General features: G+C 72.9%; 21 protein-coding genes and 1 pseudogene. 8 read left to right on the forward strand and 14 right to left on the reverse strand.

The features are described 5' to 3' along the window. Positions 1-23: 23 nt before the first annotated feature. The 3 genes from RBH18_RS00165 to RBH18_RS00175 are packed head-to-tail and all read right to left on the reverse strand — an operon-like array spanning position 24 to position 3655. Positions 24-1517 (reverse strand): DUF6297 family protein, encoded by a 1494-nt coding sequence (locus RBH18_RS00165; RefSeq protein ID WP_306203716.1) that lies wholly within the window; start codon positions 1515-1517, stop codon positions 24-26. Further along, the gene (locus tag RBH18_RS00170) at positions 1514-2137 is read right to left on the reverse strand and encodes an ABC transporter ATP-binding protein (RefSeq protein ID WP_306203717.1); all 624 of its coding nucleotides are present in this window, start codon (positions 2135-2137) and stop codon (positions 1514-1516) included. Before RBH18_RS00170 ends, RBH18_RS00165 begins: the two co-directional genes overlap by 4 nt. A 24-nt stretch (positions 2138-2161) precedes the next feature. Beyond that, complete coding sequence (locus RBH18_RS00175; RefSeq protein WP_306203718.1) at positions 2162-3655, reverse strand: aldehyde dehydrogenase family protein; 1494 nt, start codon at positions 3653-3655, stop codon at positions 2162-2164. Positions 3656-3797: 142 nt separating this feature from the next. On the opposite strand from RBH18_RS00175, the gene RBH18_RS00180 reads away from it, so the two are divergent. After that, the gene (locus RBH18_RS00180; protein WP_306203858.1) at positions 3798-4052 is read left to right on the forward strand and encodes a hypothetical protein; all 255 of its coding nucleotides are present in this window, start codon (positions 3798-3800) and stop codon (positions 4050-4052) included. Between the two features lie 10 nt (positions 4053-4062). After that, complete coding sequence (locus tag RBH18_RS00185; protein ID WP_306203719.1) at positions 4063-4860, forward strand: alpha/beta hydrolase; 798 nt, start codon at positions 4063-4065, stop codon at positions 4858-4860. A gap of 261 nt (positions 4861-5121) precedes the next feature. On the opposite strand, the gene RBH18_RS00190 is transcribed toward RBH18_RS00185, so the two are convergent. From RBH18_RS00190 to nucS, 6 genes are all read right to left on the reverse strand, one after another. Continuing rightward, a complete protein-coding gene (locus RBH18_RS00190) occupies positions 5122-5262 on the reverse strand; it encodes a hypothetical protein (protein WP_306203720.1) in 141 nt (46 codons plus the stop codon). Between the two features lie 129 nt (positions 5263-5391). Next, on the reverse strand, positions 5392-5949 hold the full coding sequence (locus tag RBH18_RS00195) for a hypothetical protein (RefSeq protein ID WP_306203721.1): 558 nt from the start codon (positions 5947-5949) through the stop codon (positions 5392-5394). Beyond that, positions 5946-7346 carry a WXG100 family type VII secretion target gene (locus RBH18_RS00200; protein ID WP_306203722.1) on the reverse strand — a complete coding sequence of 467 codons (1401 nt, stop codon included), beginning with the start codon at positions 7344-7346 and terminating at the stop codon, positions 5946-5948. Before RBH18_RS00200 ends, RBH18_RS00195 begins: the two co-directional genes overlap by 4 nt. Next, entirely contained in the window at positions 7343-7642 is a 300-nt protein-coding gene (locus RBH18_RS00205) for an ESX-1 secretion-associated protein (RefSeq protein ID WP_306203723.1), read from the reverse strand. Before RBH18_RS00205 ends, RBH18_RS00200 begins: the two co-directional genes overlap by 4 nt. A gap of 4 nt (positions 7643-7646) precedes the next feature. Then, complete coding sequence (locus RBH18_RS00210) at positions 7647-8036, reverse strand: YbaB/EbfC family nucleoid-associated protein (protein WP_306203725.1); 390 nt, start codon at positions 8034-8036, stop codon at positions 7647-7649. A gap of 20 nt (positions 8037-8056) precedes the next feature. After that, a complete protein-coding gene (gene nucS / locus RBH18_RS00215; protein WP_306203727.1) occupies positions 8057-8716 on the reverse strand; it encodes an endonuclease NucS in 660 nt (219 codons plus the stop codon). 59 nt (positions 8717-8775) lie between these two features. Here nucS and RBH18_RS00220 point away from each other — a divergent pair, with 59 nt between their 5' ends. Both RBH18_RS00220 and RBH18_RS00225 read left to right on the forward strand, forming a co-directional pair. Further along, positions 8776-9402, forward strand: coding sequence for a DUF4126 domain-containing protein (locus RBH18_RS00220; protein WP_306203728.1), 627 nt, complete (start codon positions 8776-8778; stop codon positions 9400-9402). An 8-nt stretch (positions 9403-9410) separates the two neighbouring features. Continuing rightward, positions 9411-10730 carry a hypothetical protein gene (locus RBH18_RS00225; protein WP_306203729.1) on the forward strand — a complete coding sequence of 440 codons (1320 nt, stop codon included), beginning with the start codon at positions 9411-9413 and terminating at the stop codon, positions 10728-10730. 85 nt (positions 10731-10815) lie between these two features. Here RBH18_RS00225 and RBH18_RS00230 read toward each other — a convergent pair whose 3' ends face one another. From RBH18_RS00230 to mce, 4 genes are all read right to left on the reverse strand, one after another. Next, positions 10816-12066 carry an AI-2E family transporter gene (locus RBH18_RS00230; RefSeq protein ID WP_372338809.1) on the reverse strand — a complete coding sequence of 417 codons (1251 nt, stop codon included), beginning with the start codon at positions 12064-12066 and terminating at the stop codon, positions 10816-10818. A 349-nt stretch (positions 12067-12415) separates the two neighbouring features. Beyond that, positions 12416-14086, reverse strand: a complete 1671-nt coding sequence (locus RBH18_RS00235) for a coiled-coil domain-containing protein (RefSeq protein WP_306203730.1) — start codon at positions 14084-14086, stop codon at positions 12416-12418. Positions 14087-14303: 217 nt separating this feature from the next. Continuing rightward, a complete protein-coding gene (locus RBH18_RS00240) occupies positions 14304-15662 on the reverse strand; it encodes a DivIVA domain-containing protein (RefSeq protein ID WP_306203731.1) in 1359 nt (452 codons plus the stop codon). A 219-nt stretch (positions 15663-15881) separates the two neighbouring features. Continuing rightward, the gene (mce, locus tag RBH18_RS00245; protein WP_306203732.1) at positions 15882-16334 is read right to left on the reverse strand and encodes a methylmalonyl-CoA epimerase; all 453 of its coding nucleotides are present in this window, start codon (positions 16332-16334) and stop codon (positions 15882-15884) included. Positions 16335-16402: 68 nt separating this feature from the next. Here mce and RBH18_RS00250 point away from each other — a divergent pair, with 68 nt between their 5' ends. The 4 genes and pseudogenes from RBH18_RS00250 to RBH18_RS00265 form a co-directional block, all read left to right on the forward strand. Next, positions 16403-17584: an acetyl-CoA C-acetyltransferase gene (locus RBH18_RS00250; protein ID WP_306203733.1), complete on the forward strand. Its 1182-nt coding sequence runs from the start codon at positions 16403-16405 to the stop codon at positions 17582-17584. 88 nt (positions 17585-17672) lie between these two features. Then, positions 17673-18626 (forward strand): methylmalonyl Co-A mutase-associated GTPase MeaB, encoded by a 954-nt coding sequence (meaB, locus tag RBH18_RS00255; RefSeq protein ID WP_306203734.1) that lies wholly within the window; start codon positions 17673-17675, stop codon positions 18624-18626. Positions 18627-18795: 169 nt separating this feature from the next. Continuing rightward, positions 18796-19731: a tetratricopeptide repeat protein gene (locus tag RBH18_RS00260; protein ID WP_306203735.1), complete on the forward strand. Its 936-nt coding sequence runs from the start codon at positions 18796-18798 to the stop codon at positions 19729-19731. 138 nt (positions 19732-19869) lie between these two features. Then, positions 19870-20767: pseudogene (locus RBH18_RS00265) on the forward strand (arginase family protein); the annotation flags it as partial. 669 nt (positions 20768-21436) lie between these two features. On the opposite strand, the gene RBH18_RS00270 reads toward RBH18_RS00265, so the two are convergent. Further along, positions 21437-23368, reverse strand: a complete 1932-nt coding sequence (locus RBH18_RS00270; RefSeq protein WP_306203736.1) for a penicillin-binding transpeptidase domain-containing protein — start codon at positions 23366-23368, stop codon at positions 21437-21439. Positions 23369-23576: the final 208 nt, after the last annotated feature.

Here is a 23576-nt window from a genome sequence, read left to right on the forward strand (position 1 = left end):
GCCTCAGCCGGCGACGACGGAACTCAGGCGAGCTCGACTCGGTCCTGGGCGGTGGTGGCGGTCAGGTAGAGGCGGCAGCCCGCGGCGGTGAGGACGGCTTGGACGAGGATCGCGGTCCAGGTGAGGGGCTGGTTCTGGGCGATCAGGACCAGGGCGGGGACGCCGAGGAGGAGCATGTCGACGCCGGCCAGCGCGGCGACCAGCGGGCCGGTGGAGACCGAGCCCATCGGGGTGTCGAAGGGCAGCGAGCCGTTGTCGACGAAGCCGGCGCGGGCCTTGCGGACCGCCGCGACGCCGCCGACCGGGCCGACGGCCACGCCGAGGAGCCACCAGGGGCCCGGCGGGAGGTCGCCGAGGAGCTGGAGAAGGCCGAGGCTGAGGGCGTACCAGCAGGTGGCGAGGGCGACCGGGACCGCGGCGCGCTGCAGGATCGCCGTGCGGGAATCGAGGCCCAGCATGCGGAGCATGAACGGGTTGCCGGTGTCGGTGCGCAGGGTGGCGGTGGTGACGCTGCCCGCGAAGAGGCCGCCGAGCAGGACGGCGGCGGCCAGCACCAGGCGCGGGGCGGTGGTGACCAGGGCGGGGAGGGCGGCGCCGCCCGCGAGCCAGAGCAGGCGGACCGGGCGGCGGCGGAGCATGCGGAGATCCTGGGCCACGAGTACGGGGACGCGGCTGCTCAGGCGGCGGGAGCGCAGGTGGCGGCGGGCCCAGTAGCGGCGTTCGACCATGTCGGAGACGAAGGAGGGCTCGACCGCGTACGCGGAGTCCCACAGGGTGCCCGCGGTGCGCGCCGATTCGAGGATGCGGTCGTTGGGGGTGCGGGCGAGGTTGCGTACCGCGATCAGGAAGCCGGCCAGGACGATCACCGCGAGCGCACCCGCGGCCGTGACCACCCACCCGGGCCGGGGCCACCCGGGCGGCGCGAGGGGCGCGGCGACGGCCGAGTCGGCGACCAGGCCGGCCAGGCCCGCGGCCAGGACCAGCGCGGCGAGGCGGTCGCACCACGGCGACCACCAGCGGTCCGCCTGCGCGGCAAGGGCGACGAACAGCAGCGTCGCGGCGGCGAGGGCGCCCACCAGCGGCAGCAGCACCGCTTGTTCGACAAGCGGGCGGGCCAGGACGTGACCCTCGACGGCGAGCGCGGCCAGCGCCCCGGTCAGGGCGGCCACCGCGAGGGCCGAGCCGAGGCCGGGCAGTAACAGCGCGCGGCGGCTCATCGGGGCGGTGAGCAGCCACGACGCGGCGGGACGGCTGATCGCCAGCGGGCCGAAGCGGCGCAGCCCCAGGAAGAGACCGCCGAGCATGGTCAGGATCAGGGAGACGCCGGCCAGGCGCGAGGCGTTGGGGTGATCCGGCCAGAAGACGACGGCGAGCTGCTTGTGGAGCATGCCGCCGACGATCGCGACGAAGAGGACGGCGAAGTACCAGTTGCCGGCGATCTCCCCGCGGCTGGAGTGCGCGCGCTGGGTGCGGCCGATCCAGCGGCGTACCTCGCCCGCGCTGACCAGCGTGGTCACCGCGCGGCCATGCTCACGCCCGAGGCTCCGGAGGCCGCGGTGAAGGCGTCGTCGTGACTGGCCATGAGGAGGCTGCCGCCGTCCGCGAGGTATTCGGCGATGAGGGCGGCGACCGTCTCCCGGCCCTCGGGGTCGAGGCGCTGCTCCGGCTCGTCGAGGATCAGCAGCCGGCTCGGGCGCAGGAAGGCGAGGGCGAGCGTGAGGCGCTGCTTCTGGCCGGACGACATGGACGCCGGGACGGCGTCGGCCTGCGCCGCGATGCCGAGGCGCTCGAGGGCCTCGTCCGCCCCGGCGTCGTCGGCGTGCACCCCGTGGGCGCGGCAGACCAGCTCGGCGTGCTCGCGGACGGTCAGTCCCGGGTACCAGGTCGGCGGCTCCACGGTGGTCGACACGGCCCGCCAGAACTCGGGGGTCGCGCCGGGCGGGCCGCCGAAGACCTCGATCTCGCCCTCGTCCGGGCGCTGCAGGCCGGCGACGCAGCGCAGCAGGGTGGACTTGCCGATGCCGTTCTCACCCGTGATGCAGACGCCCGTGCCGGCGGGCACGGTCAGGTCCAGCCCCGTGATGACGGCGGTGGAGCCGTAGCTCACTGCCAGGTCACGGACCGCGATCGCTTCCACGGCTTCAGAACTTAGCAAGGCTGATCACGGGCGGCGCGCGTACAGGAGCTTGACCACCTTGACGATGCGCCGCACCTGAGCGGGGGTGCGCTCGAAGGTCATCGCCGGCAGCGCGGAGGGCCCGCGCCGCACGGTGACCGCCTTGGGTACGGAGAACTCGCGCAGGCCGTCCTCCCCGTGCACGCGCCCGAAGCCCGAGTCGCCGAGCCCGCCGAACGGGAGCGTGGCCATGCCGACGAAGCCGAGCGTCGAGTTGACCGACACCATGCCCGCGCGCATGCGCCGGGCGATCCGGATCGCGTGGCGTTTGCCGAAGACGGCGCCGCCGAGGCCGTACGGGCCGCTGTTGACCTTGGTCAGGGCCTCGTCCGCGTCCGCGACCTTCGTGATGGTGAGCGTGGGCCCGAAGGTCTCCTCGCGCACGGCGGCGGAGTGGTCCGGCACATTGACGAGTACGGTCGGAGCGACGCTCGGCGCCCGCACGGCGCCGGCCCCGCCCACCACCGCCTCGCCGCCACTGGCCAGGGCGTCCTCGATGTGCCGGCGCACCACGTCGAGCTGTGCGGGCATCGTCATCGGCCCGATCTCCTCGCCGACCCGCAGCCGCCCGGCCTTCTCCGTCACCGCGCCGACGAAGGCGTCGAAGACCGGCGCGACCACGTACGCCCGCTCGATGCCGATGCAGGTCTGCCCGGCGTTGGTCATCGAGCCCCACACCGCCGCCTCGGCCGCCGCCTCGATGTCCGCGTCGGCGTCCACGATCAGCGCGTCCTTGCCGCCGGCCTCCAGCACCACCGGCGTCAGCGTCTCGGCGCACGTCGCCATGATCTTCTTCGCCGTCGCCGTGGACCCGGTGAACGCGAGCTTGCCCACCCCGGCCCGGCACAGCGCGGCGCCCGTGGCGGCGTCGCCGTGCACGGCCTGCAGCACCGGCTGCTCGGGCACCACCTCGGCGAACGTGTCGGCGAGCCACTGGCCGATCACCGGCGTGTACTCGCTCGGCTTGAACACCACGGCGTTGCCGGCCGCCAGCGCGCCGCTGATCGGGCCCATCGGCACGAGCACCGGATAGTTCCACGGGCTGATGACGCCGACCACGCCGAACGGCAGGTATTCGAGATGCGCGGCGTGCTCGGCCACCAGCAGCCGCGACCTGACCTTGCGGGGCCCGAGCACCCGGCGGGCGTTGCGGGCACCCCAGTCGAGGTGCTCGATCGCGGCCACGATCTCGACGATCGCATCGGCCAGGGGCTTGCCGGTCTCGGCTCGGCTGAGCTCCGCCAGCTCGTCGAGGCGCTCGGCCAGCAGGGCGCGCCAGCGCAGCAACCTGGTGCGGCGACCGTCGAAGCCGAGCGCCGCCCACCACTGCTGGGCGTCTGCGCCGTTGCGGACGGCTGTTGCCACGGCGGCCTCGTCGGCGACGGGCACCCGGCCGGCCTCGGCGCCGGTCGCGGGGCTGGTGGAGAGCAGGAAACCGCCCTCGAACACGGGCATACCGGGCGTACGGGTGTCCGTCATGAACGTGAGTCTATGTCGCATTAGCCGTGCCGCGCCGCACACGTACGCTTGATTCGTGAGCCCTCGCCGGAACCGCCCCAAGACGCGCGGTCAGTCGTCCGAGCCTCCGGCCGATCTCGCCGACGACCGCGTCCGGCGGGGCATCGGCGGCGTCCAGCAGTACCAGGACGGCGAGTGGATGGTGCGGTCGATCTTCGGCGGGGCGGCCGTGAAGACGTACAGGTGCCCGGGGTGCATGCAGGAGATCCGCCCCGGCGTGGCGCACATCGTGGCGTGGCCGGCCGACGAGCGCGGCGACGAGACCGACCGCCGCCACTGGCACACCGGCTGCTGGCGCGCCCGCGACCGGCGCGGCCCCGCGGTGGAGCGCTCCCGCAACGCGCCGCGCTATGGGTGAGTATTAGGGCGTGGCTCAACGCATCCGCGCGAACTCCGTCCTCCCCGCGCACCGCGAGGACATCGACCTGCACACCGCCGACGGCCAGACCCTGGTCGGCGAGCTGGCCCGCCCGCTCGGCCGCGACCCGGTGGCCACCCTGGTGTGCCTCCACCCGCTGCCCACCCACGGCGGCATGATGGACAGCCACGTCTTCCGCAAGGCGGCCTGGCGCCTCCCCGCCCTCGCCGGCGTCGCGGTCCTCCGCTTCAACACCCGCGGCACCTCCAGCGTCCGAGGCACCAGCACCGGCACCTTCTCCGCCGGCGCCGACGAGAAGTTCGACGTGGCCGCCGCCATCGAGTACGCCGAGTTCGCCGACCTCCCGAACATCTGGCTCCTCGGCTGGTCCTTCGGCACCGACCTGACCCTGATGCACGGCCTCGACCCCGCCGTCCAGGGTGCGATCCTGCTGTCGCCGCCCCTCCGCTTCTCCCAGCCCGCCCACCTGTCGGCCTGGGCCACGGACGGCAAGCCGCTGACCGCCCTCATCCCGGAGTTCGACGACTATCTGCGCCCGGCCGAGGCGGAGGAGCGCTTCGCCGCGATCCCGCACGCCGAGGTGGTCGGCATCCCGGGCGGCAAGCACCTGTGGGTCGGCCACTCCGAGCGCATCCTCGACGAAATCGTCAGCCGGGTCGCCCCGGGCGTCGCCACGCCGCTGCCCCAGGAATGGGACGGCGAGATGACCTTCGGCGACATGAACGCGTACGCCGACCGCACGGTCGCCGCCTTCGCCGACACCCCCGTCCCCCAGCCCGGCGACTGACGGCGCTGTAGCCACGACGGCGACGCCGGGCTGCTCGGGCTGCTCACAGCAACGAACGGCGCCGGCCTTGCGGTGGGCAGCCTCCTGCGGCCGGTCTTCGCGGGAATCGCGGTCCTCGCCACCGCGGGCGCGGCAACGCTGGTCACCGGTCTGCGTTCGCCGTGACCTCGGAGCTTCCGACAGCAGCCGCCGGACCCGTGACATGGTCGAAACGCTGGAGAGACGCCGCCCGATCGGCCTCGTCCCGATCGGCGTGGTCTGTCAGTCGTCGGGCCCGAGGACGCGGCCGAACTGCGCGAGCGAACCCTCCCGGTCGATCTCGTCCAGGGGCTCCCGGGCCAAGCCGGGCATCGGCGGCTCGTCGGCCCGGTCCCGCCAGGTGGCCATGCGAACGACGGTCATCACCAGCCTGCATTCCCCGTGATCCGCCGGCCCGGCAACCGTAAGCCGACCCTCGGCGTTGAGGCCTTCTGCTCGCGGCGAAGTCCGCGCGATGGTCCGGCGCCGCCGGGTTCGGCAGCGGTCGTTTGCTCAGTCGCCGGGCCCCATGACATAGCCGAAGTACTTGAGCGAGGAGGCCCTGTCGATCTCGTCCAGCGAAGTGTGGTCAAGACCCGCGGTCGGCGGTCGTTCGGCCCGGCTGAGCCAGCCGCGCATCGGCACCGAGACGTTGTCGATCTCGATGAAGCCGTGCTCGGTCTGGAAACCACCGCCGCGCTCGAACATCTGAAGCAGCGGCTCGAAGGGGTCCTCGAGGCCATGGGGCAACTTGTCGCCGAGGGTGGGACGCAGAGCCGCCCAATGCAGGATCCAGGGCGTCACCTGCTTGACGTGCCAGCCACCCTTACGCACCTGGGCCAACACTTCGTCGATCAGGTGTTGATCGGCGCGGACGCCGGGATTCACACATGCGGCGATGTCATAGAAAGGGACCGGGGTGTCGCATCCGTAGGCGCGCGACCACTGAGCGGCGCGTCTCAAGTATTCGACCATCAGCTTGCCCTTGGACCAACTGCGATAGTCCAGCTGCTGCCAGTCGAGAGCGGTCAGCCGCGCCGCCGTCGCCGCAACGGATTCCTCAGGTGTCATCGTTCCAATCCTCGCAGAGCTGCCGCCACGACATAATCGAGGTTCGACAGGTCGTCGGCCAGCCGTATCCCGGTGCCGTCGATGCCGTAGCCGGCCCAATGCGCCAGTGGTGCCGAGGGATTTCCCTCCCGGGGTGCGAGCCCGTGTGCGCTGGGATGCTCACGGCTGATGAGCCAGATGCCGTCTTCGTCGTAGGCATCGGGGTGAGACGACTTGTAGGGGATTCCGGCCTCCATCAGCTTGCTCTCGACATACTCGTGCGCGGCGAGCATGCGGAACGCCGCAACGTCGTCCGGTTCAAGGGTGCCCCGCGTCGCGCCGTCCCACAGTGCGGCTATGCGGTCGTTCGGTGTGAAGTATCCCCTGACCACCTGATCTGGGCCGAAGGCGACGTCGTGCTGCTCGACAAACAGGTTCTGCCGCATGCCTTCGATGATGCGGGGGTCTATGCCGGTGTTCGCAGCCGCCAGGGGTGTGTCCTCCGGGCTGACCCGGATGCGACGGTAGGCGTCGGCGGCGCGGTCGGTGAAGCCCTCGTCATAGGGATCCACGAAGTCGGAGCCGCGCGGGAAATCGGCACGGAACTCGCTCGGGGCGGCAGGGCCGGCGGTGGGCGTGGCCGGGTCGGCTCGGGCGAGGTCGTGGTTGCGCTTGCTCAGTTTGGCGAAGATGTCGGAGAGTTGGTCGAGCTTGGGCGCCAGCCGGCGGAGGCTGTTGAGCAGAGCGCGCACGAAGTGCTGGATGCGGTCGGCCCACTTGGCGACCAGGGTGGCGACCTGGCCGATGACGACCGGAGTGGCGAGGCCGAGGGTGAGGCCTTCTTCGGCCAGCCACTGTGGGAGCCGGGCGGCGAGGGTGCCGACGAACTCGGCGATCAGGTCGCGGACGATGCCGCGGACCAGGCCGACCAGCAGGCCGGCGCCTTCGACGGCGTACGAGATGCCTTCGGCGGCCTTGGCGAGACCATCGAGGACCTGCATGTGCAGGGCGGCATGCGCACGGTACGCGTCGCCCGACGCGCCGAACCAGCCGGAGACCTCGGCGGCGAGGCGGTCGGCGTACTGCTGGCGGGCCTGTGCGGTGAAGGCGGCGACGTTGGACCAGGTGGCTGCGTGTGCGGCGACCTCGTCGGCGTTGCCGGCCAGCCAGTCGAGGGCTTCCTTGAGCGGCTGGACGTGCTCCATCAGCCAGGAGACGCCCCAGGAGACCAGGGTGCCGAGGGGGTCGACAGCCAGCGAGAGCATGTCCAGGGAGCCGCCGACGCCGCCCAGCGTGCCGTCGACCCAGCTGTTGTCGCGGATGCCGCTGGTGATGTCGGCGGCGTCTTCGACCAGGCCCAGCCCGGTGTACCAGGTCGTCGAGTCGTGACTCTGCGCGATCAGCGGGTTGGTGCTCATCCGTACGTCGAGGTGATCGTGTGCGCGGCGGCGGCGTCGTCGGTTTGCGTGGTCTCGCGGGCGACGGCGCGCAGCTTCAGCGATGTCTCCCGCAGGGCGTCCTCGGTGTCGTGGAGGCTGCCGGCCGCCAGCGAGAAGAGCGGGCTGAGCAGGGCAGGCAGAAACTGGCACAGCTGCCCGTAGGCCTGGGTGCCCATGCTCACCTCGCGCACTGCCGCCCGGGCCTGCTGCACGTCGTCGGCGATGCGGTCGACGCTCCGCGCGTGGCCGAGGACGGCGTCCGAGGGCAGCTCCATGGCGTCACCGCTCATCGGGGCCGCCGCGCTCGGCCGGGAATCGCGTGGCGTATGAGTTCACGACCGCGCGTCCGGTCTCGGTGTCGGCGCCGACCGTGCGTCCGACCTGGTCCGCCACCTGCGCCGCCAGGTCGGCCTGCGCCCGGCGGACCAGTGTCATGATCTCGCGGCTCAGCTCGGTGCCGGTCCGGCGCTCGGTCGCCCGGTCGTCGATGTCGAGGCGCTCCAACTGCCCGGCCGAGCCGACACCGACCCTCAGCAGGCCGTCATCGCTGCGCGCCGAACCGGTCAGCGCGGCGACGCGGCGGGACAGCTCGACCGCGCGGACCGCGCTCGCATCCACCCGGGCCACCCACGAGTCCAGCCATTCCTCGGCCGCATCGACATCGCTCATCGACCCACCCTTGCACAAGATCAGAAGAGGGTCAGCTCGTCCTTGCCCATGCCGCGGAGCTTGTCGTAGTCGACGACGACGCAGCGGATGCCGCGGTCGGCGGCCAGGACGCGGGCCTGCGGCTTGATCTCCTGGGCGGCGAAGACTCCCTGGACGGGGGCAAGGAGCGGGTCGCGGTTCATCAGCTCGAGGTAACGGGTCAGCTGCTCGACGCCGTCGATCTCGCCGCGGCGCTTGACCTCGACGGCGACCGAGGCGCCCCGGGCGTCCTTGAGGAGCAGGTCGACCGGGCCGATGGCGGTCATGAACTCGCGGCGGACCAGGGTGTGGCCCTCGCCGAAGGTCTCCGGGCGGGCGGCGAGCAGCTCCTGGAGGTGGGCTTCCACGCCGTCCTTGACGAGGCCCGGGTCGACGCCCAGGTCGTACGAGGTGTCCTGGAAGATCTCCTCCAGGGTGATGCGCAGCTCCTCGCCGGCCTTGTTGACCACCTTCCAGACGCCCGGGGCCTCCTGCAGCTTGCAGGGCGGGCTCATCCAGTTGAGCGGCTTGTAGGCACGGTCGTCGGCATGGATGGACACCGACCCGTCCGCCTTGACCATGAGCAGCCGGGTGGCCGGGGGCAAGTGGGCGGAGAGCCGGCCGACATAGTCCACGGAGCATTTCGCGATGACCAGACGCACCGGACGAGAGTAACCAACGCGGACAGGCGGGACGTGCGCGGCAGTGCGATCCTGGGATCGTGCTCGAAGCGCTCACCGGAACGGGCCTGGCCGCGTCGGCCGGGCTGAATGCCTACATCCCGCTGCTCACGATGGGCCTGCTGGCCCGTTACACCGACCTGATCGACCTGCCCACCGGCTCCCAGTGGCTCGCGAACGGCTGGGTCATCGGCATCTTCGCCGTGCTGCTGGCCGTCGAGGTCGTGGCCGACAAGGTGCCCGTGGTGGATCACGTCAACGACCTGGTGCAGACCGTCGTACGCCCGACGGCCGGCGGCATCGTCTTCGGCGCCGGATCGTCCTCCCAGACGGTGACCGTGCAGGATCCCGGATCGTTCTTCGGGTCGCACCAGTGGGTGCCGGTCGCGGCGGGCATCCTCATCGCGCTCTGCGTGCACGGGGTGAAAGCGGCGTCCCGGCCGGTGGTGAACGCCACGACGGGCGGCGTCGGTGCCCCGGTGGCGAGCACCGCGGAGGACTTCAGCAGCGTCGTGCTGTCGGTGCTCGCGATCATGTTGCCCGTACTCGTGCTGGTGGGGTTGATCGTGCTCGTGCTGGCGGCGGTGTGGGTCTTCAGGCGGCGTTCGCGGCGCAAGCGGGAACGCCGGGCGGCGGCGGGTGTCGGGACGACCCATCAGTTTGGTTGACTCGGAGCGTGCCCGCGGTCGCCGTTCCCGTCTTCGCCGTCTGCTGGTGGCTGGGGGCGTACCTGATCGGGCGCGATCCCACGCGGGCGGTGCTGCTGCGGGCGGCGGCGGCCCTGATGGCGTACGCCGCCGGGGTCGTGTCCTGGACCATGGCCCCGGAGTCGGCGGCGACCGCGGTGCTGCTCTGCGCCCCGGCGCTGCTCTGGTCCGGGGTGACCGCCGCGCTGCTGCCGCTGGGGAGCGCCGAGCGGCGGCCGGTCAACGTGGGCTGGCACCTCGCCGTCCCGGTGTTCCTGCTCCTCACCGTCCTGTTGCCCGGCGCCGGCAAGCTGATCGCCCTCGCGCCGCTGGCGGGCGGCCTGGTGCTGCTGTTGCGCCATCGCGATCAGGTACGTCCCCCGCTCCTGCCGGTCGCCCTCACCGGCGCCTCGATCCTGTACGCCCTCGCGCTCGCCACCTTCCTCGCCCGCCCCGACAGCGACTCCTCGGTGCTGCTCGTGGCGACGATCGGGCTCGACCAGCTGCTGCTCGGTTTCCTGGTCGCCGTGGCGGACGCCGCGGCCGCGGGGGAACGTCTCGTGCCGGACCTGCGCCGCTCCCTGGTCGCCGCGGTGGCCGCCGTCCTGTTGGTGGCGGGGCCGGTCGCCCTCACGCTGCTCGCCACCCCGTACCAGGCGATCGTCACGGTGTTGCAGTTTCTGCTCGTCGCCGTGGTCATGAGCGTGGCCGGCGCGGCGGGCCTGGTGCGGACGGGCTTCGACCGGCTCGCGTTCCTGTCCGCCGACCGCCTCCGCCGGGACCGGGAGTCGCTCTTCCTGGCCGCCGACTCGCTGCCCCGCCGCGGGGAACGGCATCGGCTGGCGACTGTGGACGAGGGCGAGTTCCATCGGCTGGTGCGCCGGGCGCTGCGTGACTACGGCCACACGGGACGGCTGCTGCGGAACCCGCTCGTGGACCTGCCGATGGTCGAGCGCCGGCTGCACGCCCGTGGTCCCGGGGCGGCGGGACAGCCCCTGGCCCGGGTCAGCGAGCTGCGGGCGGTGCTCGGCGAGGAGGTCGAGCGGCTGCGACCGGGCGGGGCGCCGGCCACGACGGGGGAGTGGCGGCACTACAACACGGTGTTCTACTGCCAGGTGCGGGGGCTGCGGCCGTACGATCGCGGGCCCGTCCCCGACACCCTGGACCGCGACGCCCGCCGCGCCCTCGACTGGTTCCGCCGCTACGTCCCGCGCCCGATGGTGCGCCGCTGGAGTGCCGAGGGCGCCGCCCGCATCGCCGCCCGCCTCTGGCAGGAGCTCCCCGAAGCCGACCGCACGACCGCCCGCTGAGCCGGCTCGCACGGCCGCGCACCGCACGTTTGTGAAGCGCCCGCGTGACCTGGACCGCGCACACGGCCGCTGCGGAGCTTCCGCCCTACTTGTGTTCCATGCTCGGGTTCACGACCTCGCGCACGATGAGCTGCACGGCCGCAACCAGCGGGATCGCGACCAAGGCGCCGAGTACGCCGAAGAGGCCCACGCCCAGCAGCGCGGCCGTGATCGCCGCGACGTCGCTGACCTTGACCGAGCGGCGCATGACGTTCGGATAGATCAGGTAGTTCTCGATCTGCTGGTAGATGAGGAAGAACACGATGCTCGCGATGCCGGTCGTGATCGAGTCGGCCAGGGCGATCAGGCTGACGATCACGGCGCCGAGCGTCGCGCCGATCTGCGGGATCAGGTCGCAGACGGCGACGACGACGGCCAGGGCGAAGGGGTAGGCGAGGCCGACGATCACGGCGAAGACCCAGGTCGACAGCCCGGCGAAGACGGCGATGGCGAGCGCGCCGACCATGTACGCGCCGACCTTGGTGAGGATCTCGTCGGTGAGCAGCCGGACGCGGGTGCGGCGGGAGGCGGGCACCATGGCGTACGCGGCCGACTTCATGCGCTCGAACGACGCCATGAAATAGATCGTGAGCACCAGCACGGTCAGGACGTTGAAGATCGTCCCGAAGAGCAGCCGCGCGCCGCCGACCACGCCGCCGAGCGCGTTCGTGACGGTGCCCGCGTTGATGGCGTTCTGCACCTTGGTCAGCAGGTCGTAGCGTTGGACCAGGTCGTTCACGGTCTCGTTGCGCTGCAGGCTCTCGATGAAGCCCGGGACGTTCTCGACGAGCTGACCGGTCTGGGTGATCACCGGCGGGATGAGCGCGACGATGCCGCCGCCCAGCAGGGCCACCACGGTCAGGGCCACCACCGTGACGGCCAGCCAGCGTGGGAAGTGCCACTTCTGCAGGCGCAGCACCGCGGGGTTGAGCCCGATCGCCAGGAACAGCGCGACGAAGATCAGCACCAGGATCGACGCGGCGTTCCGGATCCCCAGAAAGATGACGTACGCGACGATCACCCCGAGCCCGCCGGTCAGCCCGATGAGAAACGGGTTCCGCCGGCTCAGCGGCGGTCCCGGCCGTCCGAATTGTCCCGTCACGACGGCCTCCCCGCCCGGCTCGGACGCCGCCGCCGGCGCCTCGTCCGCGGAGCGTGGCGCGGGCCTCGAAGGCTCGTCCGCGGGGGGTGGCGCGGGCCTCGAAGGCTCGTCCGCGGGGCGTGGCGCCGGCACCGGGGGCTCGTCGGAAGCGCTCGCATCGGGCGTCGCGCCTGACCTGGGCTGATCGGCGGTCACCGGACACCTCCGTGGCAGCGGGCAGGCCACCGTCCGGCAGCCGACGTTCCCGGCGGGAATCTATCGGCCCGCCGCCACCCGGGCCACCCGGCGCAACCGAAAGCCGCCCGCCCCCGGACAGCCGCCGGCCACCGCAGACCGCCCGCCGCCGTGGTGGTGCCGGGCGCTCGCCACTGCGCTGTTGCCGTGCACTCCGCCATCGCGGTGTTGCCGTGCATCCGCCGCCGGGTGCCGCCGAAAGCCACTCGGAAAGGCAGCAGCCCCGGTCCGTGAAGACCGGGGCTGCGCGAAGACAGCGGACCAGCGCTGCCGGAACCGGCCGGCCCTGAGCGCTGATTTCGGCGTCGGCTTACTCGGCGTCGGCGCCCACGCGGCTCGCGGGCCGGGCCGTCACCTTGGCGGAAGCGGTCACCTTGGACGGCGCCCCCTCCTTGTCGGTGTTCTTGTCGAGGGAGGTGATCGGCGACGCGGTCTGCGGCGCGACGGTCGCCGTGCCCGTGGCCGTCGGCGCCTCCGAACCGGAGGCAACGCCAGCGGAGGACCCGCCCACCGAGGATCCGCTCACCGAGGAGCCGCCCACCGGGGACCCGCCGGCCGGAGAGCCACCGACCGAAGCGCCGGCCGGGACCGATGCCGATCCGACCGACGCGGAGCCGGCCGGGGTGACCGGCGCCGAGCCCGCGGCCGAGGCAGCGACGGCAGCCGGGGCGACGACGGCAGCCGGCGTGGCGGGTGCCGCGCCCGGTGCGGGCGGCGTGGAGTCCATGTCGTCGTCGTCCGGGGATGCGGCGGCGGCGAGGACGGCGGCGGCGGCCAGTTCGGCGACGCGCTTGGCTTCCTTCTGGACCTGGCGGCGGACGTCGGCGGCGTGGCGCTCGGCGGCCTGGCCGGCCCGCTTGGCCTCCTCGACCCGCTTGAGCTCGGCCTCGAGCTCGCGCTTGACCTCGGCGAGCCGGGCCTGGACCTGCTGGGCCTCCTGCTCGGCGGCCTGGGCGCGGCTGCCGGCCTCGGCGGCCTTCTGCTCCGCCTCGGCGACCTTGGCCTGGGCGACCTCGAGGTCGCGGGCGGCGCCGGCGATCTTGTCCTGCTGGGCGGCTATCTCCTTGCGGACCGCGGTGGCCTGCTCGTCCGACTTGCGCAGGATCTCCTCCGCGTACTTGTCGGCCTCGCTGCGCAGGTCGGCGCACTGCTTCTCGACGCCGGTGCGGAGCTGCTCGAGCTCCTCGGCGGCCCCCTTGCGGCGCTGGGCGATCTCGCGCTCGACGGTGTCCTTGAGCTGGGTGTGCTCGCGGTCGGCGGCGGCGCGCTGCTGGGTGATCTCCTGCTGCGCCTTGTCGCGCAGGCCCTTGATCTCCTGGTCGGCCTGGACCCGGGTGGACTTGGCGTAGCCGTCGGCCTCGGCGCGCAGCCGCTGGGTCTCCTGGGCGGTGCGCTCGGTCAGCTGCTGGGCCTCGGCGCGGGCCCGGGTGAGCGTCGCGTCGGCCTCGGCGCGCACCTGCTCGGCGGCCTGCCGGCTGGCGGCGAGCGCCTTCTCGGCGGCGGCGCGGCGGGCGGCGTCGGCCTTCTCCTCCTCGGCGCGGCGGGCGGCGAGGGCGATCTCGAAGTCGCGGATGCCGTCGTGGGCGTGGGCCTCGGCCTCGGCGCGGATGCGCTCGGCCTCGGCGAGGCGGGCGGCGATGTCGTCGGTGGCGGAATTCTTGATGTCCGCGGCGACTTCCTCGGCCTTGGCGAGGATCTCCTCGACCTTGGGCCCGAGGTGGCGGAAGGAGACCTCGGCGCCGATGGCGGGGTTGCGGCGGACCTGCGCCAGCTCCTGCTGCAGCCGGTCGAGCTGGCCCATCATGGCCTGATTCTGCAGCTGGGCCCCGTCGCGCTCGCTGATCAGCGTCGCGATCTCCTGCTCGGCGCGGGCGACATAGCGCTCGACCTGTTTCTTCTCGTAACCCCGCAGGGCGGTCTCGAAGCTGGGCTCCGGTGGCGTCTCTCCACCGAGTCCGAAGATTTCCCCGCCGTGCGACATGCTGTCCATCCTCACATACGCGACGTCCCGTGACGTGTCGTTACACACCGGCCGGCCACGCCACTTGTCCGGCGCTCAGGCTACGCGTGGAAGCAGACAGGCCGTACCGGGAGGAGCTCCGGTACGGCCCGCACAACGATCTCGCACAGCCGGCCCGGTCCTCTAACCGTTGCGCACCCGCCGGGGTGGCGCAACCGGGGACCGAGTGGCGAATGACTCAGCTGCTCTTGGCGGCCACCTCGGGCTGCTCAGCGGTGGTGCCGCCGGCCGCGGCGGCGTCCCGCTGGGCGGGAGCCTCGGCCGGCTGAGCGGCCGTGGCCTGCGCCGGAGCGGCCTGAGCCGGGGCCGGCTGAGCCTGGGCCTGCGCCTGGGCGACCGCCTCGGCGGCCTTCGCGGCGCCGACCGTGGGCACCAGGCCGGAGAGGCCGGAGAGCATCTGGCCGAGCTGGTTGGTGACGGCGTCCTTCTGCCGGGTGAGGTCCTCGACCTCGCGCTTGGCGGCCTGCGTGGTCAGCTCGGCCTCGGTGCGGGCCTCGCTCAGCAGGCGCTGCGACTCGCTGCGCGCCTCGGTGACCGTCTTCTCCGCGAGGGCGCGGGCCTTCTCCACCGTCTCGACCGAGTGCCGCTCGGCCTCGAGGCGCCTGTTCTCCGCGCGCTGCTCGATCTCCTTGGCGCGGTCCTCGGCGGCGCGGGCGCGCTCCTCGGCCTCGGCCACCATCCGCTGGGAGGCGCTCACCTGGGCGGCGTGCCGCTCGGCGTCCTCGCGCTCGGACTTCTCGCGGCGCTCGGCGACCTCGAGGGCCAGCGACTGGAGGTCCTTGTCGCGCTTGTCACGGGCGTCGGTGAGCAGCTTGGTCGCCTCGGCGCGCTTCTCCTCGGCCTCGCGGGAGGCCTTGGCGCGCAGCTGGGTGATCTCCCGCTCGGCGGTCGCGCGCAGCGAGGCCACCTCGCGCTCGACGGTCGACTTGAGCTCGGCGACCTCGTGCGCGGTGACCGTGCGCAGCTGCTTGGTCTCGCGGTCGGCGTCGGAGCGCAGGGTGTCGGCCTCCCGCCGGGCCTGCACCCGCGCCTCCGCGGCCTCGCGCTCGGCGTGTGTCCGGACCTGCCCCGCATCGCGCTCGGCCGACGCCTTCATGGCGGCCGCCTCGGCGCGCGCCTTGTCCGTGATCTCGCGTGCCTCGAGCCGCGCCGCGGAGAGGATGCCCTCGGACTCCCGCTTGGCCTCGCTGCGGTGGTCGTTCGCCTGCTCCTCGGCCAGCCGCAGGATCTGCTCCACCCGGGTGCCCAGCCCGGACAGAGTCGGTCTGTTGTTCTCCTCCAGCAGCTTGTTGCTGTCGGCGAGCTTCTGCTCGAGCGCGTTGAGCCGCTGCTCGGCCTGCCGCAACCGGCGCTGCGCGTCGTTCATGCGCTGCTCGGCCTCGCCGCGGGCCTGCTCGGACTGGTTGAGGGCGGCGATCAGCCGGCCGAGGTGGGCGTCCACCTGCCCGCGGTCGTATCCACGCAGGACAACGGTGAAGTCGTGCTGCGAATTCGCGGTTTCGAAGAAGGCGAGATTGGCATCCTGCTGCTGGGGCATTGCGCCATATTGGCAGACCCCCCAGGGGGCTACGCAAGACTGTGCGGGCCGGAGTATTCCGGGCGAAGATCACCTTCGACGCGCTCGCCGCGGCCCCGTCCCGTCCGTTCGGGGGGCGTCCGCCACGCACCCCGAACAGCGTGTTGCGGCACCGCTACCACCCGTGCCGATCAAGCACGGGAAGGCGCCTCCCGATCCTGCCAGCCCCCGGCCGCCGCGTCAGGATGTTTCACCCGCAGGTTGACAAAAGGGCTCGACCAATTCCACGAGTACGCCGCCCGCGTCCTTCGGGTGCACGAAATTGATCCGTGATCCCGCGGTGCCCCGCCGCGGCTCGTCATAGAGGAGACGGAGACCACGGGCCCGCAGTGCCGCGCTCGCCGCCTCGACGTCCCGCACCGTGTAGGCGAGCTGCTGCAGACCCGGCCCCTTCCGGTCGAGGAAGCCGGCGATCGTGGAGTCGGGGCGCAGCGGGGCGAGCAGCTGGATCCGGGCGCCGTCGTCGCCGGCGGTGAGCATGGCCTCCCGGACGCCCTGCTCCTCGTTGACCTCCTGGTGTGCGCACCGCAGCCCGAACGTGTTCTCGTAGAACGCGATGGCCTCGTCCAGGTCGGGCACGGCGACGCCGACGTGATCGATACGGATGACGCCGACATCCGGTAGGGAGTTCATGCCCGCGAGTGTGACATTGTGAAAGTTGTTCCGGCAGATCCTTCCGGCGAATGTGAAGCGGAGACCCCGTGACCAGTTCGGTGATCGTGAGCGGCGCTCGTACCCCGATGGGCCGCCTCCTCGGCAACCTCAAGAACGTGCCCGCCACCGCGCTCGGTGGCCACGCCATCGCCGCGGCCCTGGAGCGCGGCGGGGTGCGCCCGGAGCAGGTGGAGTACGTGATCATGGGCCAGGTGCTCCAGGCGGGCACCGGTCAGATCACCGCGCGGCAGGCAGCCGTCGCCGCGGGCATCCCGATGCGCGTGCCGGCCCTCACGGTGAACAAGGTGTGCCTGTCCGGCCTGGACGCCATCGCGCTCGCCGACCAGCTGATCCGCGCCGGCGAGTTCGACATCGTGGTGGCCGGCGGCATGGAGTCGATGACCAACGCCCCGCACCTGATGCTGGGCCAGCGCCAGGGCAAGAAGTACGGCGACATCCTGGTCCGCGACCACACCGCGTACGACGGCCTCATGGACCCGTGGCTGGGCATCTCGATGGGCGAGTCGACCGAGCAGTCCGGCAAGGGCCTCGGCATCTCCCGCGCCGAGCAGGACGCCTTCGCCGCGCTGAGTCACCAGCGGGCCGCCGCCGCGCAGGCCGAGGGGCGCTTCGCCGAGGAGATCGCCCCGCTGCGGGCCGGGCAGCGCGACAGCGACCCGCTCATCGACACCGACGAGGGCGTACGCCCGGATGCCACCGCCGATTCCCTGGCGAAGCTGCGCCCGGCGTTCGCCAAGGATGGGACGATCACGGCCGGCAGCGCCTCGCCGATCTCCGACGGGGCCGCCGCGGTCGTGGTGATGAGCAGGGCCAAGGCCGAGGAGCTGGGGCTGACCTGGCTCGCCGAGGTCGGCGCCCACGGCAACGTCGCGGGCCCGGACAGCTCGCTGCAGGCCCAGCCGGCCCACGCGATCCAGCACGCGCTCACCAAGGCCGGCCTCGCCGTCGGCGACCTCGACCTGATCGAGATGAACGAGGCCTTCGCCCAGGTGGTCATCCACTCCATGCGCGAGCTGAAGGTGTCCGAGGACATCGTCAACGTCAACGGCGGCGCCATCGCCCTGGGCCACCCGATCGGCATGTCGGGAGCCCGGCTCGTGCTCACCCTCGCGCTGGAGCTGAAGCGCCGGGGCGGCGGCACGGGCGCGGCAGCCCTGTGCGGCGGCGGCGGCCAGGGCGACGCGCTGATCATCAAGGTGCCCGCGTGAGCGAGCGGGCGCCCGGCTCGGGCGGGGCTGATCATCAAGGTGCCGGCGTGAGTGGGCGGGCGCCCGGCTCGGGTGAGACAGTGCCCGCATGAGGAAGGACGTGCCCGCGCTGGTGGCCGGCGCGCGGAACGGGGAAGCCCGGTCCGTCGCCCGGCTGATCAGCATGGTGGAGGACGGCGACCCGCGGCTGCGCGAGGTCGCCGCGGCCCTGGCGCCCTATGCCGGCCGCGCCCAGGTGGTCGGCCTCACGGGCTCGCCCGGCGTGGGCAAGTCCACCACCACCAACGAGCTGGTGCGTGCCCTGCGTGCCGAAGGTCACCGGGTCGGCGTGCTGGCGGTCGACCCGTCCAGCCCGTTCACCGGGGGAGCGATCCTCGGCGACCGGATCCGCATGCAGGAGCACACCACCGATCCCGGCGTCTACATCCGGTCCATGTCCAGCCGGGGTCAGCTCGGCGGGCTGGCCGCCGCCACCCCGCAGGCGGTGCGCGTGCTGGAGGGCGCCGGCTGTGACGTGATCCTGGTCGAGACGGTCGGCGTCGGGCAGGCCGAGGTGGAGATCGCGACCCTGGCCGACACCACGCTGGTTCTGCTCGCGCCGGGGATGGGCGACGCAATCCAGGCCGTCAAGGCGGGCATCCTGGAGATCGCCGACGTCTTCGTGGTCAACAAGGCGGACCGCCCGGGCGCGGACGCGACCTACCGCGACATCCAGGGCATGCTCGGCCTCGGGGAGCGGGCCCCCGGCGACTGGCGGCCGCAGGTCGTGCGGGCGACGGCGGTCAAGGGTGAGGGCATCGGCGACGTGGCCGCGGCGATCGCGAAGCATCGTGCCTGGCTGAGCACCGGCGACCGGCTGCGGGCCGCGCATGAGCGGCGGGCCGCCGTCGAGGTCGAGGCGATCGCGCTGGGCACGCTGCGCGCCCGGCTGGGCAACCTGCACGACGGTACGGGTCTCGGCAAGCTCGCGTCGCAGGTCGCCGCCGGGGAGCTCGACCCGTACACGGCCGCGGACACCCTCGTCGCCGAGCTGCGCCCGTAGCCGGCAGCACCGCGGTCACGGCCGGACGCGCTCGGGGGCGGATCCCGGGGACGGTCAGCCGGTCCAAAAGGTGCACTTCGCCCCGCTCGGCGGGAGCCGTTGTGACGTCCGATATCGCCTGCCCGGCGGCGCGGCGGACCGGGGGTTCAGCGTGCGAGACTAGGTAACCATGAGCGACCCACGGACCACTCCGTCGATCTTCACCCGCGGCGCGGTCGACCTCGGTGCCCTGCGCCCGGCGAGCAAGCCCGCGCAGCCCGCCCCCGCGAGCGCCGCGGGTGGCGCTGCCCCGGCCGGTGCCGGGCCCGCGGGCTTCCCGGGCGCCCCGGCCGCCGGTGCCTCGATCATCGACGTGACCGAAGAGAATTTCCAGACGACGGTGCTGCAGCTCTCGCTGAGCACCCCCGTCATCCTCGATTTCTGGGCCGAGTGGTGCGAGCCCTGCAAGCAGCTCTCCCCGGTGCTGGAGAAGCTGGCCGCCGAGGGCGGCGGCAGCTGGATCCTGGGCAAGGTCGACGTGGACGCCAATCCGCGGCTGGCCCAGGCGCTGCGCGTGCAGGGCATCCCGATGGTCGTGGCGATCGTGGGCGGCCAGCTCGTCGAGGGCTTCACCGGCGTGCTGCCCGAGGCGGAGGTCCGCCGCTACGTCGACGCGGTGCTCAAGGCCGGCGGCGTGGAGGTCGCGGCGGCCGAGGACCCGCGGCTCGACGCGGCCGACGACGCGCTGATGACCGGGGACCTGGACGAGGCCGAGGCCGCGTACAAGAAGATCCTCGCCGAGTCGCCGCAGGACCACGCCGCCGAGTCGGGGCTGGCCCAGGTGGAGCTCTACCGGCGGATCACCGGCGTCGACCCGACGACCGCGCTGGCCAAGGCCGACGCCGACCCGGCGGACGTCGCGGCCCAGCAGCTCGCCGCCGACATCGAGGTCCTCAGCGGACAGGCCCCGGAGGCCTACGAGCGGCTGGTCGCCCTGGTCAAGCGCACCTCGGGGGACGAGCGCGACGCCGTCCGCAAGCACCTGCTGTCCCTGTTCACCGTCGCCGGGCCGGACGATCCGGCCGTGGCGAGCGCGCGCCGCGCCCTCGCCCGCGCACTCTTCTAGAGAGGTACCTCGTGGACCGCTGAGGCCGCCGGGCCGGGGTATTGACCAGATAGCCGCAGCTCAAAAGACTGGTCATCGCCGAAACTCGCGCCGGGTCGCCGTGGTCCACGAGGTGATCTTCTTCGTTACGGGGGCTCCATGCGCCGGATAGCCGTACTCGACGCACCGTCCAACCTCGGCCTGCGCCCGCCCACCGCCACCTCGGTCCCGGGCGTCGCCAAGGCGCCCGGCGCCCTGCGCGACGCCGGCCTGCTGCGCCGCCTCGACGCCCGCGACGCCGGGTGCCTGACCCCGCCCCGGTACGACCCCGGCGACTGGCGCCCCGGCGACGGCGTCGCGCACGCCCGCGAGATCGGCGTCTACTCGCGCCGGCTGGCCGACCGGATCGGGGCGATCATCGACCGGGGGGAGTTCCCGGTCGTGCTGGGCGGGGACTGCTCGATCGTCCTCGGCTCGGCGCTGGCCATGAACAGGCTGGGCGAGGCGGTCGGCGGCCGCGTCGGGCTGGTCTTCGTGGACGGACACTCCGACTTCCGGCACCCGGGCAACGCGTCCTACGTCGGCGCGGCCGCGGGCGAGGACCTGGCGCTCGTCACCGGCCGGGGCCAGGCCAACCTGACGGCGATCGAGGGCCGCCGCCCCTACTACCGCGACATCGACGTGGTCGTCATGGGCATCCGCGCCCAGGACGAGTACAGACTGGACCTGCAGGCGGCCGGCATCGTCACCCGCCCGGTCCCGGCGCTGCGGGCCGAGGGTGCCGCGCGCAGCGCGCAGTGGGCGCAGGAGCAGCTGCTGGACTGCGCCGGCTACTGGGTCCACCTCGACGTGGACGTCCTGGACCCGGCCGTGCTGCCCGCGGTGGACGCGCCGGAGCCGGGCGGCATCGCCTTCCCGGAGCTGGAGATCCTGCTGTCCGGGCTGGTCGGCTCGCCGCACTGCCTGGGCGTGGAGATCACCGTCTTCGACCCCGACTACGACCCCGACGGCGTGTACGCCGAGGAGATCACCGCCGCGCTCGTGGCGGGCCTGCAGTCGGCGCACGCGGTCGACCTGCGCCCCGACCTCGTGGCGGCGCGCGCGGACCTGCTCGCCCCGGAGGCGCCGGGCCTGCTCGCCGCGCAGGAAAAGCCGGAGGACGCCGAGGAGGAGCCCGCCCCGCAGCCGGAGCCGCTCGAAGAGCCGGAGCCGGAGCCGGCGGCCGCGCACCAAGAGCCGGAGCCGGCGGCCGCTTACGAAGAGCCCGAGCCGGAGCCGGCGGCCGCGGCAGAACAGCCCGCTCCGGAAGCGGAAGAAGAGCCCGATCCGGAGGAGCCCGATCCGGAGGAGGAGCCCGAGGCTGCGTGGAAGGAGCCGGAGGCCCCCGAGGAGGAGCCCGAGGCCGCGCGGAAAGAGCCGGAGGCCCCGGACGAGGAGCCCGAGGCCGCGTGGAAGGAGCCGGCGGCCCCGCAGGAGGAGCCCGAGCCGGAGGACGAGCACGAGCTGCGCCCCCTCGGCTCGCTGCCGCTGCTCGACTCGGAGCCGCTGCCGGCGACGATGCCGGGCATGCTGCGCCCGCGGCGGACAGAGGAGTTCTCCCTGCCCGCCCAGCGACCCGCCTTCGAGATCAACCCCGAGGCGCTGACCTGACGGTCAAACCGAGCGCTGACCTGACGGTCGCCCCGGGATGCGGGCCTGACGGTCACCCCGGGGATGCTGACCTGAGTCACTTGGCCAGCGCGGTGAGGAAGCGCTGCGCGATCGGGACGGCGGCCTCCGAGCCCGCCCCGCCATTCTGCACCATGACGGCGAAGGCGACGTCACCCTGCCAGCCGACGAACCACGAGTGCGTGTCCTCGGAGCCGGTCTTGAACTCGGCCGTCCCGGTCTTGCCGGAGACCGGGCCGCCGGGGACGGACTTGAGCTTGGTGCCCGTGCCCTTCGTCACCACCTCGCGCATCATCGTGCGCAGCGGCTGCACCGAGCTGTCCTTCAGCGCGGGCCCGTCGGCGGCGGGCGCGGCGGGCGCCGGGTCGAGCACGAGCTTGGGCTGCTTGAACTGCCCGCGGGCCACGGCGGCGGTCGCGGCGGCCATGGCGAGCGGGCTCATCGCCGTCGCGCCCTGGCCGAAGGAGGCGGCGGCCAGCTCCTGGGGCGAGTCGGCCGGCGACAGCTTGCCGCTGAAGGATGCCACGCCGAGGTCCCATGTGCCGCCCAGGCCGACCTCGGTGGCCGCGGCGCGCAGCCCGTCGGCGCCCAGCTTCGACGACAGGCCGACGAAGGCGGTGTTGCACGACTTGGCGAAGTCGGTGCGGAACGGCACCGGGCCGAGCGCCATGTCGTGCGAGTTGCCGAACTCCTGGCTGCCGACCTTGGCGGTCTTCGGGCAGTTCACCTTGGCGTCCAGCGTCACGGCGCCCTTGTCGAGCAGGCCGAGCGCGGTGACCATCTTGAACGTGGAGCCGGGCGGCACCTGGCCGGTCATGGCGGTGTTCACGGCGGCGCCGTCGGGGCCGTTCGTGACGGCGAGCACCGAGGAGTCGCTGATCCGGATGGCCACCAGCGCGCTCGGGTGCTTCTCGGGGACGACTGCGGCGTCGGCGGCCGTCTGGGTCTTCTCGTCGAGCGTCAGCTTGATCGGCTTGCCGGCCACGGGCGCGGAGGTGAACAGGGCCGCGTCGTCCTCGACCTGGTCGTCCGGCGTCTTGCGGGCGATGACCACGTTGAGACCCGCGGTGCCGCGCAGCTGGGTGTCGTACTTCTCCTGCAGGCCGCCGTGGCCCACCTGGTCGCCCTGCGCGATCTGGTCGGGGTGGGCGTCGATGTCCTCCCGGGTCGCCGGGTCCGCCGTGCCGAGCACCGCCCGGGCGAAGACGCGGCTCGGCGCCAGCTCCCGCTTCTCCTGGCGGAACCGAGTGCCCTTGAGGTCGTACACCTTGGGCTTGATCTTGGCGTAATCCGCGTTGCGCAGCGTGATCACGTCGACGAACGCGCCCGGGTCGGCGTTGCGCAGCCGGGTCGTGAGGTCCGGCTGGTCGAGGTCCACCTTGATCGTCTTGAGCGCGGCGGCCACGTCCTTGACCAGCTTGCCCTGGTCCTCGACGGCCTGCGGCTCGATGCCGATGGTCGTGACCCCGCGGGCGGTGACCAGCGGCTGCCCGTCGGGCCCGAGCACGTCGGCCCGGTCGGCGGTCGTGCGCCGCAGTTCCATCCGGTCGCCGGCGGTCAGCTTCTCGTGCAGCACGGTCGGGTCCCAGACGACCCGCCAGCCGTCGGTGTTGCGCTTGGTGAGGCGCACGGTGCTCTGGTACGACCACGGCACGCCGCCGGGCAGCGTCCAGTCCAGCTTGATCGGCTCGGTGGCGTCGTCGTCACCCGTCGACGACGCGTCCCCCGCGGGACTGACCTTGAGCGACGACTTCGTGAGGTCGCCGGTGAGCGCCTTGAGCTCGGCCTGCACGTCGGCGGCGGCGATCCGGCTGCCGGCCGCGGTGACGAATCCGATCTTGCTCAGGTCGCCGCCCTGCCACCCGGCGAGGAAGGCCTCGACGGTGTCCTCCGGTTTGTCGCCGCCGGAGCACGCCACGAGCCCGGCCCCGGCCAGGAGCAGGCCTGTAACGGCCGCGAGGGGTCGGCGGACCTTTCCGCTGCGGTGCATCGAGCTGCCCCTTTCCGGGTACGGCAGAGAAACCGTACGGAACGGTAGCGCCTGGTGTCTCGTCACGAGGTCCCGTGCTACCGGAGTGGAAGCAAACCGTGGCCGGATCTTCTCCGCACACCTCCCGTCCGCCCGCGCTGTCGGAGGGGGGAACTAGGCTGAGGGCCGACACGTCGAACCCACAGTGTCGTGGGTGAGGGGAGCCGTC

It is taken from the genome of Actinoplanes oryzae (assembly GCF_030757795.1).
Taxonomy (GTDB): Bacteria; Actinomycetota; Actinomycetes; order Mycobacteriales; family Micromonosporaceae; genus Actinoplanes.